This is a genomic window from Butyricimonas sp. RTP31003st1_G1_RTP31003_210430, assembly GCF_040920905.1.
GTDB classification, from domain to species: domain Bacteria; phylum Bacteroidota; class Bacteroidia; order Bacteroidales; family Marinifilaceae; genus Butyricimonas; species Butyricimonas paravirosa.
In genome coordinates this window covers 1-20,485 of record NZ_JBCOSQ010000080.1, presented here as the reverse complement: position 1 = coordinate 20,485, position 20,485 = coordinate 1, and the positions used below count along the sequence as shown (strand labels likewise).

The 20,485-nt window shown below is 48.3% G+C and carries 13 protein-coding genes, 1 tRNA gene and 1 pseudogene; 14 read left to right on the top strand and 1 reads right to left on the bottom strand.

Translation table 11 applies throughout. The annotated features are described in order from the left end of the window. Positions 1-93 precede the first annotated feature (93 nt). The 3 genes from AB5542_RS18555 to AB5542_RS18545 all read left to right on the top strand — a co-directional run bounded on the left by AB5542_RS18555 (position 94) and on the right by AB5542_RS18545 (position 879). Positions 94-166, top strand: a tRNA-Lys gene (locus AB5542_RS18555). Positions 167-251: 85 nt separating this feature from the next. Beyond that, positions 252-548 carry a nucleotidyltransferase family protein gene (locus AB5542_RS18550; RefSeq protein ID WP_124317255.1) on the top strand — a complete coding sequence of 99 codons (297 nt, stop codon included), beginning with the start codon at positions 252-254 and terminating at the stop codon, positions 546-548. After that, positions 532-879, top strand: coding sequence for a DUF86 domain-containing protein (locus tag AB5542_RS18545; protein WP_279039716.1), 348 nt, complete (start codon positions 532-534; stop codon positions 877-879). Before AB5542_RS18550 ends, AB5542_RS18545 begins: the two co-directional genes overlap by 17 nt. A 77-nt stretch (positions 880-956) precedes the next feature. Here AB5542_RS18545 and AB5542_RS18540 read toward each other — a convergent pair. Then, positions 957-1,163, bottom strand: a pseudogene (locus AB5542_RS18540) (hypothetical protein); the annotation flags it as partial. A gap of 108 nt (positions 1,164-1,271) precedes the next feature. Here AB5542_RS18540 and AB5542_RS18535 point away from each other — a divergent pair. From AB5542_RS18535 to AB5542_RS18485, 11 genes are all read left to right on the top strand, one after another. After that, positions 1,272-1,853 carry an RNA polymerase sigma factor gene (locus AB5542_RS18535; RefSeq protein WP_087419309.1) on the top strand — a complete coding sequence of 194 codons (582 nt, stop codon included), beginning with the start codon at positions 1,272-1,274 and terminating at the stop codon, positions 1,851-1,853. A gap of 159 nt (positions 1,854-2,012) precedes the next feature. Next, entirely contained in the window at positions 2,013-3,167 is a 1,155-nt protein-coding gene (locus AB5542_RS18530) for a FecR domain-containing protein (protein ID WP_279039717.1), read from the top strand. Positions 3,168-3,332: 165 nt separating this feature from the next. Continuing rightward, the gene (locus AB5542_RS18525) at positions 3,333-6,932 is read left to right on the top strand and encodes a SusC/RagA family TonB-linked outer membrane protein (protein ID WP_279039718.1); all 3,600 of its coding nucleotides are present in this window, start codon (positions 3,333-3,335) and stop codon (positions 6,930-6,932) included. A 10-nt stretch (positions 6,933-6,942) separates the two neighbouring features. Beyond that, the gene (locus AB5542_RS18520) at positions 6,943-8,529 is read left to right on the top strand and encodes a RagB/SusD family nutrient uptake outer membrane protein (RefSeq protein WP_279039719.1); all 1,587 of its coding nucleotides are present in this window, start codon (positions 6,943-6,945) and stop codon (positions 8,527-8,529) included. 16 nt (positions 8,530-8,545) lie between these two features. Next, complete coding sequence (locus AB5542_RS18515) at positions 8,546-9,469, top strand: hypothetical protein (protein WP_279039721.1); 924 nt, start codon at positions 8,546-8,548, stop codon at positions 9,467-9,469. 117 nt (positions 9,470-9,586) lie between these two features. Then, positions 9,587-12,088, top strand: coding sequence for a zinc-dependent metalloprotease (locus AB5542_RS18510; protein WP_279039723.1), 2,502 nt, complete (start codon positions 9,587-9,589; stop codon positions 12,086-12,088). Between the two features lie 29 nt (positions 12,089-12,117). Beyond that, on the top strand, positions 12,118-14,523 hold the full coding sequence (locus AB5542_RS18505; RefSeq protein WP_279039725.1) for a zinc-dependent metalloprotease: 2,406 nt from the start codon (positions 12,118-12,120) through the stop codon (positions 14,521-14,523). A gap of 11 nt (positions 14,524-14,534) precedes the next feature. After that, a complete protein-coding gene (locus tag AB5542_RS18500) occupies positions 14,535-15,863 on the top strand; it encodes a TlpA family protein disulfide reductase (RefSeq protein WP_279039727.1) in 1,329 nt (442 codons plus the stop codon). A gap of 8 nt (positions 15,864-15,871) precedes the next feature. Then, positions 15,872-17,053 (top strand): thioredoxin family protein, encoded by a 1,182-nt coding sequence (locus AB5542_RS18495; protein WP_270542992.1) that lies wholly within the window; start codon positions 15,872-15,874, stop codon positions 17,051-17,053. Between the two features lie 33 nt (positions 17,054-17,086). Then, positions 17,087-19,432 carry a S9 family peptidase gene (locus AB5542_RS18490; RefSeq protein ID WP_087419302.1) on the top strand — a complete coding sequence of 782 codons (2,346 nt, stop codon included), beginning with the start codon at positions 17,087-17,089 and terminating at the stop codon, positions 19,430-19,432. A gap of 2 nt (positions 19,433-19,434) precedes the next feature. After that, positions 19,435-20,485, top strand: a 1,051-nt coding sequence (locus AB5542_RS18485) for a TlpA family protein disulfide reductase (protein WP_368243320.1), incomplete at its 3' end; no start/stop codon positions are given.

Sequence of the window (20,485 nt, the reverse complement as noted above, 5' to 3'; positions counted from 1 at the left end):
ATCACAACATTAAAGAATAATTTTCTTGCAGATTAAAAAATATTGTTGCATATTTGCACCCGCAAAACGGTTAAAAGTCCTTGCAACAAGGAAGACTTCGTAGCTCAGCTGGTAGAGCAATTGACTCTTAATCAATGGGCCGTGGGTTCGAGTCCCACCGAGGTCACCGAAGAAACCACCTACTTTCATAGGTGGTTTTCTTTTTGTTTTGTCCTCAACAATGCCTATATTTGCAGAAAGAGAACAATAGTATGAAACAGACTATTATCAATAAACTAAGAGAATTTTTCACGCTACAACCCGTGGAAAAGGTATGGATTTTTGGCTCTTACTCTCGTGGGGAAGAATCCAAAGAAAGTGATATTGATATACTTGTCCGTTTTGACAAAAGTGCGAATGTTACTCTTTTCAAATATATTAGCATCGTGAACGCCCTACAATCCCTTCTCCGCAAGAAAATTGATCTCGTGGAAGAGGGACAATTAAAAGATTTTGCGAAAGATTCGGCAGAACAAGATAAAATATTAATCTATGAGAGAAAAGCCTAAAGATATTAATCGTTTATCTCACATAATCGAGGCTATCGACAATCTGTTCGAGTTCACGAAAGATACCAGTTTTGAAGAATATAAAAACAATAAAATTCTCCGATTTGCCATAATCAAAAACTTGGAAATTATTGGCGAAGCCGCCTATCTACTCACGAATGAATTTAAAGAAAAGCATCCCGAAATTGAATGGAAAATTATTATTGGAATGCGTCATGTCCTAGTACACGGTTATTATCAAATTAGCGACGAAATGGTATGGGCAACCATACAAACCGAATTGCAACCGTTAAAAGAGAAAATTGAGCAATATAAACGAGAATTGGAGTAAAAAAGATAACGCAAACAAAAAGTGGATCCATTGACTCTTAATCAATGTGCCATGGGTTCGAGTCCTTTGCGTACCTCAATGCTTTTTATTAAACGAAAAAGTTGCTCGACATCGGCCACATCTGTCTTGTAAAATTTTCCATCAGAAGATTGCATTTTCAGTTGTCCGAAAAAATCGGACAACTGACTTTCCTCCTTTTTTAGCTTACGCTTAAGGTCACCCCAATATTTCCGAGGACGTTCATTCCCTGTTAAAACTTGGATAACGTCAATAATTGATATATACCGGATTCCAGATTCACATCAAAAAAAGTAAAATAGAATTTTAACAACGATTCAGTAAGACTTTTGACAAAATATCCTACATTTGTAAACCAAGAAGTCTGATGTAAGATGTCGGAAGAAGAAGAAAAAAATATATGGGCTGGGTTGAGAAGAAGAGAAAAACAGGTGTTGACTTTTCTTTTCAATAATTACTACGAGAAGTTGTACTTTTTCGCAAAAAAGTATATCTATGATGCGAATAAAGCACACGATATCGTTCAAGACGTGTTCGTTAGACTGTGGGAGAATGCTGACAAATTAATGATACACACCACCATTCATAGTTATCTTTTTACATCCATCCGGAACGCTTGTCTCAATTATCTACGTGATCTCAAAATCGAGGACTGCAATAATCGGAAGTACGCAGAAGCCTATATCGAATCCCACAACATCGATATGGTGGAGGACGAGGAAATGCTGGAAAAAATCCGGTCAATATTGAAAGAGTTACCCGACAAATGTCGGGAAATTTGCCTTCTGCGATTCGTAGACGGCTATAAATACGCAGAAATTGCCAAACAACTGAACATCAGCGAAAATACGGTTAAAGTCCAATTGCATCGGGGAGTGGAACGGGTTAAGCAAGCCTTCTCCGACCGGGAAGGAATGCTCGTGTGGTTGACATTATGGCAAATATTTGGCGACTAATCCCTTTGAACGAGACATAAAGTTCAAAATATTGTTTGTAAAAAATTCCCAGGCAAAAACGATTATAAATCAAGCATTAAAAAAAATAATTAAAAAAAATGGGGAAACGTGTAAACATTTTGAGGGAGGAGTGTGTCTTAGACGAAAATATAGAAAGAAATGACTATACAAAAAACAAAAGATAACATCGATTGGGAAATCATCTCGCGAAGTTTTCGAGAGACACTTTCACCGGAAGAAGACAAAAAACTTCGGGAATGGCTGGAAGCATCACCGAGACATCGGGAATTTTACCAGCGGGCTTTAGAGGATGATCCGATGGATGTGATAGAGGGACTTTCCGTCGAATCGCTCGCCAAGGATCTAGAACAAATTAATCGCCGCATAGAAGTAAACCAACAAATTTCTAAAAGACAGAGATGGATTCGATATATAGGTTGGGCTGCAACCATTCTGCTTCCCGTGTTTGCTTGCATTTGGTTTATAGGCAAACAAACGGAGAACAACACGCCTAAACTTCCGGAAACCTCCATGGTGAAAAACGAAATACAGTTACGGTTGTCCGACGGTCAGGTTGTTAACCTCTCTTCTCAAGAGCAATTCGATCTGCAGCAGAATGGAACAAACATCCAAAAGGAAAAAGGAAGCATCGCCTACCGGGCTGATTCTGCAATGACAGTCGAAACCATTCAGTACAACGAATTAAGCGTGCCAGTGACGGGCGAATATCATATTACATTGGCAGACGGCTCAAAATTGTGGGTCAACTCCAACACCCGGGTGAAATATCCGGTACCTTTCCCGAAAGACAAGCGGGAAATAGAGGTGGACGGAGAAGTTTACTTAGAGGTGAAGAAAGACGGACGGCCCTTCTCCGTGCGTACGAAAGCAGGTACAGTGCGAGTACTGGGAACCTCGTTCGGAGTGCGTACCTATGGTGAGGAAGTATTAACGACGTTGGTAGCCGGTAGTGTCCGATTCACGAACAATGCAGGTCACCAGGTAGAGCTGACTCCAGGAGAGCAAGCCATAGCCACAATGGACATTGTGAATAAACGTAACGTGCAAGTAGAGGAGTACGTGGGTTGGAAAGACGGTTGGTACATTTTTCACGAACAACGCTTAGAGGAAGTGATGAACACGTTGGCCTATTGGTATGGCACGCACGTGTTTTGGCGCAACGAGCGGATAAAAGACATTCGCTTCACGGGTAACTTGCGGAGGTATAATAGTATTGACACTTTCTTGCAAGTGCTTACCGCCTCGGAGGATGTACATTACGAGATAAACGAGAAAACAATTATTTTATACTAAACAGATTTATACTAAACAAAAAAAGAGGAAACGAATGACAAATTTCTCAGGTCTGACATTCGCACCCCTCTTCACGTAATTATTAAAACGTTTTACAAAGCTATGAAAAAAAGCCGACGATTGAAATCGTGTGCCTCTATTTTAACAAAAAAAGTAAGGCTGATCATGAAACTAACTGTTATTCTACTGGTTGCTTTTCAGATGAGCGTGTATGCCTCGGCATTCTCTCAAACCAAGGTGTCGCTGAACTTGAAAGATGCAACGATTGAAGAATTCATCTCTATGATGAAAGTACAAACAGAGACGCAATTCCTGTACAATGCCTCTTTAATGCAAAGTACGAAACGAGTTGACGTGGAAGCAACCCAGGAGGATTTATTCTCCGTGCTGGATCGGGTGCTACCTATGTTTCGCATGACTTACGACCTCGTGAACGACGTGGTGGTACTAAAAAAATTACCTCAAACGCAAACACAGACGAATGAGCGTTGGGTAGTCACCGGTAAGATCATCGATACGAAAGGGAATCCGTTACCGGGCGTGACAATCCGGTTAAAAGGAACGACGGTCGGTACTGCTTCTAATGTAGCCGGAACTTTCTCTCTAAATGTTCCCCACGTCAAGGACACCTTGATCGTGAGCTTCATCGGAATGAAGATGAAAGAGGTAAGTATCGAGAAAGGAAAGAAAGAACAATATGAAATCGTACTGGAAGAGGAGACAGAAGCCTTGGAGGAGGTACAAGTCATCTCCACCGGCTATCAAGACATTGACCGCCGACGCCTGACAAGCTCGGTGACCTCCGTCAAAATAGACGACATCAACGTGGCGGGTATCACGAGTGTGGACAAATTACTGGAAGGCCGCATTCCCGGTATGTTGTTTATGCAAAACTCCGGGCAAGCGGGAGCTGCACCCAAATTGCGGGTCCGGGGAACTTCCACTATCTTGGGTAACCAAGAACCGCTATGGGTATTGGACGGCGTGGTACTGACCGACCCGGTGAACGTGGATCCGGCCGAAATGAACAGTTTGGACTTCGTCAACTTATTGGGAAACGCCATTTCCGGTTTGAATCCTGACGACATCGAGCAGATCGACGTGTTGAAAGATGCCGCCGCCACGGCCATTTACGGAACCCGGGCCGCCAACGGGGTAATCGTCATCACCACTAAGAAAGGAAAAGAGGGACCTCCTACCGTGAGCTATTCCGTTTCCGGAACTTTCAACCGGCGTCCCTACTACGGTGACCGGGAAATCTACCTGATGAACTCGCAGGAACGCGTGAACGTTTCGCGGGAGATGTTCGAACGGGGCATGGAATTCACCAAGGTAACCAATTGGGTAGGTTACGAGGCCGCTTACCTCGACTATAAAGCGGGGAAACTTAGTTTCAACGACTTCCAGCAGAAAGCGAACTACTACGAGCGGGTGAACACGGATTGGTTCGACCTACTCTGCCATAACTCCATCTCGAACAAACACACGCTAAGCCTGACGGGCGGTTCGCAAAATATGAGATATTACGCCTCCATCGGGTATAGCGACGATCAGGGAGTATTGCGCAAGGAGAAGAGTCAAGTGTACTCGAGCATGTTAAAACTGAACGGGAACTTCAAGAAGATACAATTCCAATTCAGCATCAACGCTAGCGTGAACGACCGCCGTTATACGCCCCAGATCAATGGTAAATCCCTCACGCAATACGCTTACGACATGAGCCGCGCCATCCCCGCTTTCAACGAAGACGGTAGCCGCTGGTTCTACAAAATGGGTACCTCGAAAGACCAATCCTACGATTTCAACGTGTTGAACGAGATCGAGAATACCTACCAGACGCAACGGACCAGCAATATCATTTTCTCCGGAAACTTGAAATATCGGTTGTTGCCCATGTTGAATATCGAGGGAACAGCCTCCTACACCATAGGCAACACGCATCAAGAGGTCGTGTACGAGGAAGACTCTTGGTACATACTCAAATTGCGGGGCAATTCTGATGGAGTGAGCTTGTGTCCAGTAGGCGGTGAATTACAGACTATGGAGAGTCGTAACAATAACTGGATGATCCGCTTGCAACTAAATTACAATCAACTTTTTCAGGACAAACACCTCCTAAATGTTTCTTTGGGAGGTGAGGTTTCCTCCAAGGAGAGCTTGAGCCAAAAGACCACCGCCCGAGGCTATTATCCCGACCGAGGGAAAAGTTTTGGCACGATCTCCTCAGCCGATTTGTACAAAACCTATGGCAGCTATCGAAACTGGTTGGCTTCAAATAAACCGACGATCGGGGAGACGCTCACCAATATGGCCTCAGCTTACTTGACCGTGAGCTATACCTACGACAATCGTTACACCTTCAACTTCAACACCCGTATGGACGGTAGTAACCAGTTCGGTAGCCGGGCAAACGAGAAATTATTACCCATCTGGTCCGTGTCCGGGCGGTGGGACATCAAAAAAGACCTCTTGGAGAACAGTAACTTTGTTAATTCGTTAGCATTAAAACTCTCTTACGGACATCAAGGAAACATGTTGGACAACCAAACTTCCAAGATGATCATCAAAAAGGGAGACTTGAACCCCTGGTACAAAGAATTCTCTTCTACCATTGAATACTTCCCCAACCCGGATTTGAAATGGGAGTTAACCAGTTCCTACAATGCCGAATTGGAATTCCAATTGTGGAAAGGTAAAATCGGGGGAACCATCGGCTATTACTACAAGCACACGAAAGATGCTTTCTTCAGGGATGTCGTGTCGGAAATCAACGGGGTGACCAGTTACGTCATCAACCGGGGAGAGCTGTCGAACCAAGGCTTGGAGCTTTCATTGAACATCACCCCCATCAACCAGAAAGTGGACGCCTCCGGAAAACGCGGTTTCGTGTGGCGATTTGACCCGCAGTTGGGACAGGTGGTGAACAACTTGATTACCAAAGCCATCGACAACAGAGACAACAGTTTGACGAAGAAATATACCTATAACGATTACCTGAATGGCTCGGTGGAACTAAAAAATAAACCGCTGAACACCTTTTACTCCTACCGTTTCAAGGGATTGAGCGCCACGGACGGAACTCCCATTTTCTACGGCACGGAAGAAGAAAACAAGGATGAATTGTATGAGAAATACCGTAACATGAGCGACGAGGAGGTGTGGAAGGCCGTTCTCGTGGAATCCGGAACCCGGGTACCTACCCTGCAAGGAGGTGTTTCCAATTATTTCGGTTGGAGACAATTCGGTCTCTCGATGAACTTCACCTATAGCTTCGGGAACAAGGTGCGAATGTTGAAAATGTGCGATGCAAACAACATCACCCCTTACCCGGAACGCAACATGCGGAAAGAATTCGTCCATCGCTGGCAAAAGCCGGGAGACGAGCAAAGAACCAACATTCCCGGTCTGAAACCCTCGGACGGGATCAACAATCCCTGGTGGGTGCAATCTAAATATACTAGTAGTGGGGACATGACTGCATTCGCTGGCAACGACATCTACACCATGTACGATCTATCCGACATACGCGTTGTGAAAGGGGATTACCTGAAATTGCAATCCCTTTCGTTCCGCTACAACGTGCATGACAAATTTTGCAAGAAAATCGGTATCAAGTCCGCCTACCTCAGCTTATCGACCACGAACCTGTTCACCATCACGAACAAGAAACTGAAAGGACAGGACGTGACACAATCCGGTAACTCGCCGACCATCAACATGTCCCTGCGGCCGAACTATTCGTTCCAATTAAATGTAACTTTCTAAAATGCAACACATGAAAAAAGAGATTTTATATATCGGACTACTTTGCGGATTCCTGCTCGGCTTTTCAGCTTGCGGCGATTTCCTGGAAGAGCATTCTCAAAATATGGCCTACGTGAAGAGCGTGACCGATCTCGACGAGATCTTGATTGGCGAGGGATACTGGCCCAGTAACGTAAATATGTATTTGGACACGACCTATGACGATGTAATCACCGGTTGGGGGCAAGTCACTGCGAACATGAAAACCTTTTTCCCTTACATCCACCTCATGGATGACGACGTGAGCGAATACCTCTACGGAAACGGGGGAGGAAACTCGGAGAAAAATTATCCTCGCCTCAAAGCCGCCCACGTTCACCATTGGCAATCGGACCCGTTCCTGAACGCCGAAAACGTGGAGATCAAGGACGAGAATTGGAGTACCGTCTGGAGACGTATCGCCGCCATGAACTCCGTCATCTACCAGCTTGACCTTGTACGCAAGCAGGGCGATGACCCGCAGATTTGCAACCGGGTAGAGGGGGAGGCCCGCTTCCTACGTGCCCAGTACTATTTCTTCTTGGCCAATCTCTATGGTCGTCCCTATTGCAAGGCGACAGCAACAACAGATCTGTGCATACCCCTAAAGACCTCGGAAGATATCTACATGGATTATTTTTCCCGGGCCACCTCTTCTGCCGTGTACGGACAGATGGTTGAGGATCTGCAACGGGCCACTGTGTTGTTGCGGGGGACAGAGCAAACTACCAAGTACCGCACAAACCAAACAGCGGCCTTTATCTTACTGAGCCGGGTACACCTGTTCATGGAAAATTACGAGGCAGCCATCGCTTGCGCCGACAGCGCACTCGCCAACCGGGAATATAGACTACGGGATTTGAACGAGTACACGGGCGGAAGTGCCGTGTACGTGAACTCGCCGGAAGTCGTTTTCACCCATTCGCAGAACATGATGGCCGTCTTACATGGCCCGGTGTACGCACGTGGCAAATACGCATCTAGTTTCACCTCATCGGACGACCTCATCAGAAGTTTCGACGGGAAAGACCTACGACTGAAAGCGTTCTTCATGCAACGTTCTGCATTGGGAGATGGTTACCGCTGCGTGAAAACCCGCCTTATCGACGAAGGAGTATCAGATATTCTCGCCATACGGATACCAGAAGCCTACTTGAACAAGGCGGAAGCGCAAGCCCTATTAGGCCTAGATGCGGAGGCGATCAACACCGTCAATGAACTGCGAAGCAAACGATTTGCCACGGAGAATTTAAGCGCCATCACGGAAAACGGGGAGGCATTGGTAAACTTCATCCGGGATGAACGCCGTCGGGAGCTTTGCTACGAAGGTCACCGCTGGTTCGACCTGCGTCGCTACGCCGTGAACAGTGTCCATCCGTTCGAGAAAGAGATCCGTCACGTTTCCTATGCTTACACGGAGGGTAGTAACGAGGTGTATTCGGCAGGTACCTACGTGCTGAAACCTTACTCGCAGGACATGGCAGCCTACATCCTGCCCATCCCGAAGTACGCCATCGAATATAACGAAGGCCTGCTGACCAACGAGATTCGTCCCGAGAGAGAAATGATTGTAGAATAATTAAACAAGCGTGAACATGAAAAAGATATATCTACTCTTAAGTCTCGCCGCCCTCCTGTTCGGGGCGTGCGGGGAGAACGATAATAACTTCACCCCCTCTAACGGGGAACGGAATTGGCTGATCGTGGAGGACACCCCCAACGATCCCATCGACCACCAGCGTTATCTGATTTTCCAGGAGACAGGTATCCCGATTTATTACAACGACACCATCGGGAGCGAGGAGCGTTACTCCTATGCTACCGGGGATCCGTACACCTATTACGAGGTATTGCAGGTGTTTTACTCTCCGGGTAACTCAACTCCCAGCAAGCAATCCGCCCGTTATGCCTTGCCCGCTGACCGGAAAAAGGTTAAACCGGTATTGGATTTCCTCGAAGCAGAGATACTACCCAAGTTGTCAAAAGACATTTACGTACCAAGCATTCTGTTAGTGGACACGTTAGTCACTCCCACGGGAGATGACCTCGCTTACAAAGGAACAAACACGGTAGTATTAAGCAAGGTTTGTGATTTCGCAGACATGGACGAAACGACACTCAAAACCTACAAGGGTACTTTCCTTGCTACTTTAGTCTCGAACTCCCTTGCAGAATTTGAGGAGGAGTGGTTGGAGGAGAATTTCTACGCCTTGACCTACAGCGCCAATCCAAATTATATCAACAAACTATACTCTACCTCAACCAGCGGTAGCGGTAGAGTTCCACTTTATCAAGCATGTGCCGGATTAGCAGAACAAAGTGCAGCTATTTTAGGTTTTGTCTGGCTTCAGGGTAGCTACGTACCGACCAAAGCTCAGGACGTATTGCACTTCTGTATCGAGATTTTCGCTTACACGGAGGCAGAATTCATGAGCTTGCATGAAGGGGAAAATCTGGTATTGAAAAAATACCGGGTGATGCGCAATAAATTGGAAGAATACGGATTCACATTCGAATAGAACTCGTTAATCAATTAAATAAATGAAGAGTGGGACGGACTTACAAGTCTGTTCCTACCCTTCCATTGCCAAGACAAATAAGAAACAACTGTATTTTGTATGTATAAAAATCAATGTATGAAAAAGACGAATTTTAGCATGAAATTCTTAGCCTTATTGCTATGTTTCTTTGTGGTAGGACAAGTAGATGCTGCCGACCGGAAGAAAAAGAAAGACAAGAAAAAAGCCCAAACAGAAACCATGGTGGCAGACAGCACCAAACAGAAGTCCAAGGGGATTCCTGCCTTGAAGGACTTTCTGAAACCGAATGCCAAGAAATATTTCGGTATGATGAACATCTACGAGCAAGGAGACCGCTACTACATGGAAGTACCCGACAACTTGCTGGAGCGAGACATTTTGGTCTTCATCTCCCTCATCCGCGGCTCCGCCCAAGAGAAAAGAAGTTCCCGGGACATGTACGGTTTCGGTGGCGATGCCCTCTACAACAAGGTTATCCGTTTCGCTAAAGGACCGAAAGACAAAATCTTTTTACAGGAACCAATCTTCGGTACGGTATTACCGGACTCCACCTCCGAAATGTACGGGGCCATCCAGGCGGCCAACATGATGCCCATCGCAGCAGGGTTCGACATCAAAGCCAAGACGGACAGTAGTGCGGTCATCGATATCACGGACATGTACAAGTCCGACCATACTTACTTCTCGCTGAAAGGAGCCTCCAGTTCATTAAATCTCGGAGCCTATCAGGCGGACAAGTCTTACCCGACCACGGTGAGCGCTTATGCCAACAACGTCATCTTCCGTTCCGTGCGAACGTACGCTCCGGGAAAACCCGCCAGCAAACAGGCTCCGGCCCCGAAGAACCCGACAACCTGGGAAATGGCCGCTTCCTGGTACTTATTGCCGGAGAAACCGATGCAACCTCGCTATTACGACAGCCGCGTGGGCTACTTCGCCTACGGTCAATCGGACTATACGCGTGACCCCTATAAAGTAGAATCAAGTGCCATGGTAAGTCGTTGGCGATTGGAACCGAAACCAGAAGACGTGGAGAAATACCAACGAGGAGAGTTGGTGGAACCGGTGAAACCTATCATGTTCTACATCGACCGGAACACTCCGGAATACTTGCAACGTTACGTCATCGCTGCCGTGAACGCTTGGCAACCCATATTCGAGAAAGCCGGGTTCAAGAACGCCATCATCGGTAAATTAATGCCCACGCCCGAGGAGGATTCCACCTTCTCCATCGAGGACGCCCGCTATTCAATTATCTCCTACAAAGCCTCCCCGATGCCTAACGCCTACGGCCCGCACGTGGCCGATCCTCGTTCCGGCGAGATCATCTGCTCTCACGTGGGATTGTTCCACAACGTGTTGAGTATCGCCCAGTCCTGGTACTTCACCCAGACGGCTGCCGCCAACCCGCTCGCCCGCAAGTTCCCGTACAGCGAGGAATTAATGGGGGAATTAGTACAATACATCGTGACTCACGAGATCGGCCATACTTTGGGATTGCGACATAACTTCGCCAGCAGCTGGACCTATTCGCTGAAAGACATCCGTAACCGCGACTACGTGAGAGAACACGGTCACGGTCCTTCTATCATGGACTACATGCGTTTTAACTATGCCGCCCAACCAGAGGATAACATCGCCCCGAAGGATATGATCCCGCGCATTGGGGAGTATGACATCTTCGCCATCGAATGGGGGTATCGTTACTTGCCTCAATTCAAGAGCGCTTACGAGGAACAAAAATATTTACAAGACTGGGTAACCGAACAACGGAAAGCCAACCCGCACGTATTCTTCGGAACAGAAACCGACCAACGGGATCCCCGTTTCCAAGCCGAGGATCTGAGCGACAACTCAATTGCCGCCAATACATTGGGCATGAAGAACCTAGAAGTAATCATGGACAGTATCATCACGTGGACAGCCGTAGCCGACGACGAGAACTACTCCCTACTGAAGGGTATGTACAACGCCGTAACCAACCAACACCTGATGTACGTGGTACACGCCATGAAATATATCGGAGGACGCTACAGCAATGCCGCCCTGCGTTCCGAAAACATGGACAACTACGAACCGGTGGAAAAGGCTAAACAACAAGAGGCCATGACTTTCCTAAAGAAATACTTCTTCGCAGAACTACCATGGTTATACAGCGGGAAAGCAGCCGAAATCATAGGTACCTCGAATATCGAACGCTATCGCGAAAGAATCATGGCAAAATTCCTCGCCCAGTTGCAGACCTCACTACAACATCTCGCCAAAGACGAGGCTATTTTAGGAGAGAAAGCCTACACCTGCCAAAACTTGGTTGACGATTTGTACGATGCGGTATGGGGCAATTTGGCCAACTCCAAACCTCTGACCTCTTTCGAGCGGATGATGCAACGGGCATACGTGTTCAACATGTGCGTTATCGTGGAGAGCGGGCCCATGGAAGTGGTTCCCGAGCTGCTCGGTCTATACGCGGCACAAATGGACAAGATTGTAGCCAACGCCAAACAAAAGATGGCCCGGACGAACGATTTCATGACGAAGAATCACCTGCAAGGTATCATCCGTCAAATCGAGAATTGTCAGAAAGGTGGTAAAGAATAACACAATAGCGAATGATTAACATGAGAAATATGAACAGATTAATTGTCATCTTCGCCTGCCTATTAGCCCTCGCGCCCATCAACTTATCGGCACAGGAGAAAACACAACCGGCAGCCGTCAAGAAAGCGCCCATGGCATACGAGGCTTTCTTCAAGAAAGACATGCAGAAATTCAACGGCACGTTCCCCATTTACCGTAACGGGGAGAAATACTACCTCGAGATTCCGGCATCGACCTTGGGACGGGACTTGCTCGTGAGCGGCAGCATCGTGCAAGGTGGAAACCACGGGATGGTGTCCTCGGTAACCAATTTACTGATCTTCCATTTAGGGAGAAACAACACGTTGGAGGTACACCAACAGATTTGCAGCGAACGGGCAAAGGGAGACTTGGCCAAAGCCATCGAAGCTGCTAACTTGAAACCGGTGGCTACATCTTTCCCGATAGTGGCATTCGGACAGAACAAAGGAGGCTACATCATCGACATCACCTCGGATGTCAACTCCTCCGGCAAACTGTTCTCGTTCCCGAACATGAAATCCGTGAACACACCCGCCGCCGACCGTTCCGGGGTGGACAGCGTTTACGTGATCAATAACGGGGTGAAATTTACCTCCCTACACGCACAAACGGACTTGATTCCGGGATTCATGCACATCCCGCCGAGAGACCAACACACGACCGCATTGATCGAATGGAGTTTGCAACTCTTGCCGGAACGTCATATCACGGCCAGAGAAAGCGACCCAAGAGTGGGCTACGCTACCATCTCGTATGCGGACTACGACCGTAATCCTTACGGAGTAAAGAGCGTGCGGGAGATTCAACGCTGGCACCTCGCCATCAAACCGGAAGACACGGAACGATATCGCCGGGGAGAACTGGTGGAACCGGCCAACCCGATTCGGGTTTATTTGGATCGAACGCTGAGTAGCGAGAGCGAACGCCGGGCCGTAATGCAAACCGTAGCCGAATGGAACCGGTGCTTCGAAGCTGCCGGATTCAAGAACGCTTTGCAGGTACAAAACGGACAACCGGAAGTGACCGTAGCCTACCACCAGATCGTGTACTCCTATGCCATGGGAAAATCACAATTCTCACAAATTAGCGACTCCCGGACCGGAGAGATCTTCAGCGGGAACATCGTCCTTTCTCATAAAGAGTCGGAAGACAATCTTCCCGGCATACAACTCAGTATCGGGGGATACGAACCGGCCGTGCTGACAGATTCCATGCCCATCGTACGGGAAGAGTATATCCGTTATCAAGCCTCCAAACTAACAGGACAACTCTTAGGCTTACAGCCGAACTGGGCCGGTAGCGCCGCTTTCACGACCAAGCAATTGCGTGACGCCGCTTGGGCTCGGGAAAACGGTATCTCCGCCTCCGTGACAGACGGTTGCGTCGTAAACTTTGCCGCCCAACCGGGAGACGGCATCGCCTTGCGGGATCTGTTCTCGAAAGCCTCCATCTATGACCGCTGGGCCATCGAATGGGGATACCGCCAATACCCCGGCATGGACGCCTCCGCCGAGAAAAAAGCCTTGAACAACTTGGCCGCCCAAGCTAAAGACAACACCGCCCTCTATTTCGCCACGAAAGAACAGGCAGACTATCGCGTCAACGAGACGGATTTGGGACAAAACGTAGTGGAAACTGCAACATTGGGGCTGAAAAACATGGAACGATTGTCATCCCAATTATCCGATATTTTCTTGCAACGTATCGCCAAAGACGATACTCCTTGGACGGATTACATTCGGATTCTTTCCAGCTTCAACGGCCTATACATCTCCTATTTTGATATGCCTCTGAATTACATCGGAGGAATTTCCGTGGAACCGGTTCTTGCCGGATACAACGAGCAGGCCATTAGCTACCTGCCCAAACAAAAAGGAGAAGAAGTCATGGCATTTTTGAATCGCCAAGTGTTTCAAGGCGCACCGGCCTGGAGAACTACCCCCGTGGAGGTGGATATTATCGGGAATAGCGGTGAAACAAAAGGGACAGGCATCTTTATGAGTACATTCCGGAGCTTGATGAATCCCTCCCGATTGCACCAATTGGTGGTTGCCCAAGACAAAGCAAGCGGCCAAGCCTACACGATAAACGACCTTTTCAAAGCCTTGGAAAGTTACGTCTTTCTAAATTACAGTGCATCCCGCCCCCTTAGCCGCTACCAAGTACAGATGCAATACAATTTCGTACGGGAATTCGTATCTACTTTCTCCAAATTAAAGGCCAAAGAAGGAAGTGACGACTTGTCCTATTTCTTGGTGAATCAAGGGCAGCGCATGAAGGAGAAACTGGACTATTTGGGGAAGCACCATCAGCACACCTACAGCCGCACCTATTATAGAGGATTGAGCGTTTACCTGACTCGTGCCATGAAGAGCGGCAAATTGTCCGGAATGTTTGAAGATGCAAAAAAATAATACGTAAAGTCATGAGATATTCATTATTCGCATTATTATTGCTTTTAGCCACCGCCTGCACCCGGGAGACACAGACCACGATTCGCTTCAATGTGCAGGATCCCGACGATACCCCACCCCGGGTCATCGTCGGGTGGAACAATGACAAAGTGTCTATTGACCCCACAACCGGGGAAGGAGTAAAGACCATGGATTTGCAGGCGCCCACTTACGCCCTGATAGAGGTGCGCAAGCATGACCGACGACTCTGTTTCCTTGAACCGGGGAAAGATCTGACTCTCGCTTACAGCCAGAAGAAAGGGGAAAAACAAGTAACGTACGGAGGGGTATTGGCAAAAGAAACCGAATTCATCAATCAAGGAAACTATGCCACGACTCCAATCAGTTACAAAGACACGGATGTCAAAAAGGCCGCCCAAAAAGCGGACTCCGTATTGGCGCTGAACCTACGGAAGGTGGAAACGATCCCCTTCTCGAAAACCTTCAAAGAGTGGGAAGCCAAACGGCAGAAGGTGGAAACTTTTGCAGCCCTGCTACGGTTCCCAGTGTATTCACTGATGCGGGACTCCAATGTCACGGAACGTAATGCCTACTTGAAGGTGCTACGCGACCATTTGGCTCCCGATTCTACCTACCTTTCCATTCCCGCTTACCGGGAGGCATTGGAACAGTACGTGCGCCGATTAGTCAGTTTCAAGAAAGTGAAAGAAGATGCCCAGACAGAGACTCGTTTGAAATGCATTTTCGAAAACATCACTGAACCCTCTGCCGTGGCTTTCACCGTTGACCAAACTTTGTTCCACATGATCGGTAACGAGAAGTACGAGAAGATATACCGGCAATACGTGAAAGATCCGGCACAACTTGCTCTTTACAACGAGGCCTGCAAGAAGATGGATCGCATCGCTCCCGGACAACCCTGTCCCGATTTCAGTTTTCAGGATAACCACGGGAAAACAGTATCCTTGGCCGACCTGAAAGGGAAATTCGTCTATATCGATATGTGGGCTACCTGGTGCGGCCCCTGCAAAGGGGAGATGCCCAGCCTGTTGAAATTGGAAGAGGAATTCGCCGGAAAGGATATTCTCTTCGTGAGTCTCTCCATTGATCGCAACAAGGACATCGACCTATGGAAGAAAACCATCAAGGAGATGGGATTGGGGGGTATTCAACTCCATCTCGGTGAAAATTGGGATTGGCTAAAAATCTTCATGCCCTCCTCCATGAGCGTACCCCGATTCGTGCTACTTGACCGAGAAGGTAAGATCATTAACGCTAGCATGAGTCGTCCTTCAGACAAAGCGACAGCCGAAAGATTTAAACAATTGTTGAACTTATAAACATCGACATGATAAAACACATCATATTAAACTTGATTTTGTGCTGTAGCCTGGTATTCCCGGCTATGGCACAAGAAAACGGAGAAGGCATCCGCTTCTTCGAGGGGACCTGGGAAGAGGCATTGCAAAAAGCCAAGGAAGAGAACAAACTCATCTTCATGGACTGCTATTCCACCTGGTGCGGCCCCTGCGCCCAAATGGTCAGGAAGATTTTCCCGATAAAAGAGGTGGGAGACTTCTACAACAAGAACTTTATCTGCCTGAAACGGAACATGGAAAAGGAAGAAGGAAATGGTATCGCCCTGCAAAAACGGTATGACGTGGTCGGCTACCCGACCTACCTTTTCATCACGGGTGAAGGCTACCTGACGTGGCAAGATGCGGGTTTCATGGAGGCCGATAAATTCATCGCACTCGGCCGTAAAGCCATCTCCATGATCGGTAAAGGAGACGAGGAACGTTTCGCCAAAGGCGAACGGAACGAGGCTTTCGTGAAAGGTTACGTGCAAGAAAGCCTACGTATGCACCAAGCCGACAAGGTGGAAGCCATCTTGAACCAACTCTACGAGGAAGAGGGTATCAAGCTATTAAAAGACCCGGATTACTGGCAGGCTTTCGACTGTTGTGCCGCCGACATCGATGCCCCGCTCTCGTTGGCATTCATCAAAAACTACAAAAAAATGTGCAAGACCGTCGGAAAATTTGCCACGGATCAGAAAGTACGGAATCTTTATGCCAGCATCGCAAAGGTCATATCGCTGAATGACAAGTCAAAAGATTACAGAGAACAAGAGAATCTCGCCAAGAAAGAAGCATACTTCAAGACCATGGAAACACGCAAAGTGCCATATTACAAGGAGTTAAAACAGGAAATCAATTTCATCCAACTCCTGCGCAAGGGACAGTTGGTAGAAGCCTACGCCCTCGGCGAGAAGGCATTAGCCAACGCCGACGCCCGCATGTTGGGCAACTGGGCTGCCTTGGGAGAACGTATGATTAAAGGACAAGAATTCCGTACCAAAATGGCCGCATGGGCCAAACGGGCTTTAGATCTCGGTGTGGACGAGAGTATGACAGAAGAGGTAAAAAGCGTACAGCACGACTTGGAGACCTCAGCGAATCCCGTGCGCGGCGGCAAACACTCCGCCCCCCGCAAAAGCCTCCCCATGCGGGGTTACCTATCTGAATAAACCGTTTATCCCTATCCCTAAAAGAAAATCGACATGAAAATATGGCTATACGGTTGGGTATTTTCGTTGTCCCTGTGGTGTACCGGCGCCATGGGGCAACAAAAGCCCAATTACAAGGTCGCCGAACAATTCCTGCCTTCCGTGGCGGGCAAATTTATCTACTCGAAAGATATCAAAGCGAACTACGTTCCAAACAGCGACTGCTTCTGGTTCTCTCACAAAACGAGCCAAGGCACAGCCTACTACTGGGTTGATCCTCGTAAAAAGGAGCAACGTCCATTATTCGATAACGCCCGCATGGCGGAGCAAATCAATGCCCTCACGCATAAAATCTGCGATGCAAAAAACATTAATATCACCCCGAACTTCGGAGAAGACAAGAGATACTTCACCTTCTTTGTCAACAACGTCCAACTCCGTTACGACATGAAAACCGGAGTGTGCAGCGAAGTACTGAAGGCGCAGCCCGATACGACTCGAAAGCAAAAAACGCCGCTACCGTCGAAACCACACAATCCTCTCGCCATGCAATACTCCATCTCGACAGACCGGGCATACACGGCTTTTTGCCGGGGACATAACCTTTACATTCGGAAAGGTGACGAGGCTGACTCCCTTGCCCGTCCCGTGACCACGGACGGCGAAACGTATTATTCATACTCTTTCAATGAAGTCGTGGAAGGCGACCGACTCATCGCCACCAGAGCCAGTTGGCTGAAAGACTCCCATCGGCTCTTTATCATCCGCGAAGACAACCGAGGCATCGGTGATTTACCGGTTGTTGCCTCCACCGGCAGCGGTCGCCCCCGTTTAGTGCATTCTATCGGCGGTAGCGGCAGATATCCCATGCCGGGTGACAAGAAGGTGACTCAATACGAACTTTCCCTGATCGACGCGGAAACAGGAACATTAACCCGGGTTCCCATCGAAAAATGGAAAGACCAAAGCTTAAAACTACTCAAAGTCAGTCAAGACGGTCACTACCTTTACCTGCAACGTACCCGCCGCACCCGTGACGAACTAGACATCTGTCGGGTGGACACGGAAACGGGTGAGGTGAAGGTCATCCTCAACGAGGTATGCAAACCCTATTTCAGCGACCGTCTGCAAGACATTCACTTCATCAATGACGACCGGGAATTCATCTGGTGGTCGGAACGCACGGGTTGGGGACATTTCTACCTCTATTCCGCGGAAGGCCAGTTAAAAGGTTCCGTTACCGCAGGCGACTGGCTAGCGGAAAAAATCGTCCGCATCGATACTGCCCGTCGGGAAGTTTATCTCATTGGTCACGGACGGGAAAAGGAAATGAATCCTTACTATGCCTGTCTATACAAGGCAGAATTAGACGGGAACGGTTCCGTACAATTGCTCACCCCCGAAGATGCCAATCATAACGTGACATTCAGCCCTTCCGGTGAATATTTCACGGACAATTTCTCCCGGGTGGACTTGGCACCGCGCTCCGTCCTCCGCAACCGAAATGGCAAATTAATTCGGACGCTGGCGGAAGCTGACCTTAGCACTCTGCTTGCCACGGGCTGGCGTATGCCGGAACGCTTCACGGTCAAGGCAGCTGATGGAGTAACGGATCTCTATGGCGTGATGTGGAAGCCTATTGACTTCGATTCGACCCGCCGTTATCCGGTTATTTCTTACGTTTATCCCGGCCCGCAAATGGAAGCCGTGGACATCAATTTTACCGTCACGGGCAATCATAACGCCTCGCTTGCTCAAGTGGGATTCATCGTGGTCAATTTTGGACACCGGGGTGGAAGTCCCTTGCGGGACAAAGCTTACCGTACTTACGGGTACGGTAACCTGAGGGAGTACCCTCTTGCCGACGACAAATACGGTATCGAACAATTGGCGAAACGGCATTCCTACATCGACCTCGAACGCGTAGGCATATTCGGGCATTCCGGCGGGGGATTCATGTCGGCATCGGCCATCTGCACCTATCCCGATTTCTACAAGGTGGCGGTAGCCTCTTCCGGTAATCACGACAGCAATATCTACAACCTACCCTGGGGAGAAACCTACCACGGCGTGACCCAAACCGTCAAAGGGAAAGATACCGTCTTTACTTGTAAGGTCCCTACCGTCGCGGAAATCGCTCATCGGCTGCGGGGACACCTGCTCCTCATCACTGGTGACGAGGACAACAATGTACATCCGGGACAAACGTTCCGGTTGGCCGGAGCGCTTATGGATGCGGGCAAGAACTTCGACATGTACGTCCTACCCGGACAAGGCCATGCCTACAAAGGGACAAAAGATCTATTCTGGCGACGTAAAATCTGGTTCTATTTCGCCAAACATTTATTAGGCGACGACCGGGTGGAAAATTACGAAATGGACTTTTATAAATACGAATAAGCATGAAAATAACTATTATACGAATTATTTTTCTCGTGTTTTGGACGGCTTTTCTGTCGGGATGTCAATCCCGGCAGGCCGCCTTGACTTTTAAGACTTACGCAACTAACGCCAACGAGGCCCGGCTGGAACTAAACGGGAACACATGGACCGTGCCTTACGACAGCCTCCAAGGAGCCGTATTCAAGTTACAGGATATAAACCCGGGCTACGCCCATCTACGCTTGGGGAACTTCCAAAAAATACTCTACATCGAACCGGGAACAGATCTCATCGTAACCTACCAGCGTCCCGGTAAGTCACGCACACGAACCAGCTTCGAAGGGAAAGGAGCCGCCGAGAATACCCACCTCGACACCCCCACCCAATTGGTCAGCTTACAACAAGACATGACCGGGGAAATGGTACAAAAACTTCTGCTGGACAGTGTACAAACCCGACAAGCCCGATTGGAGGCATCATCCCTCTCTCCCGCTTTCAAAGCACTCGAACGGGAGCGGCAGCGTTACCAAGTGATGCGTCAAGCATTCAAATACCAACATTGGACCACGGAAGATGTTCCTTTCATAGAGAAGCAAATCAAGGAACAACCCGAACTCCTACCCACCGAAGAATATAGCGCATTCCTCCGGGAAGCCCTCTCGTTCATCGCCTGGTTCCAAGTCTCGGAACGTACTTACTACCCCTTGGCTAAAGCGCAAATGGAATACCTCAATACCCATTTCCGCGATACAGCTATCGTTGACTTCCTGATGGAGTCCGTGTTGACCAACTACATGACATACCGGGGTGCCACGGACATTACACCCATGTTAAACATATTCAACCAGCGGGTAACTTCTCCCACTCTTCGCGAGAAGATTAAACGGGATTACGAAAAATACGCCCGTATCCTACGAGGCGCGTCCGTTCCCGATTTCACGTTCATCGACACGAAAGGCAAAGAGGTCAAATTGTCCTCGTTCAAAGGCAAGTACGTTTACATCGACTGCTGGGCAAGCTGGTGCGGCCCCTGCCGGGCCCAAATTCCCCATTTAAAGAAATTGGAGCATG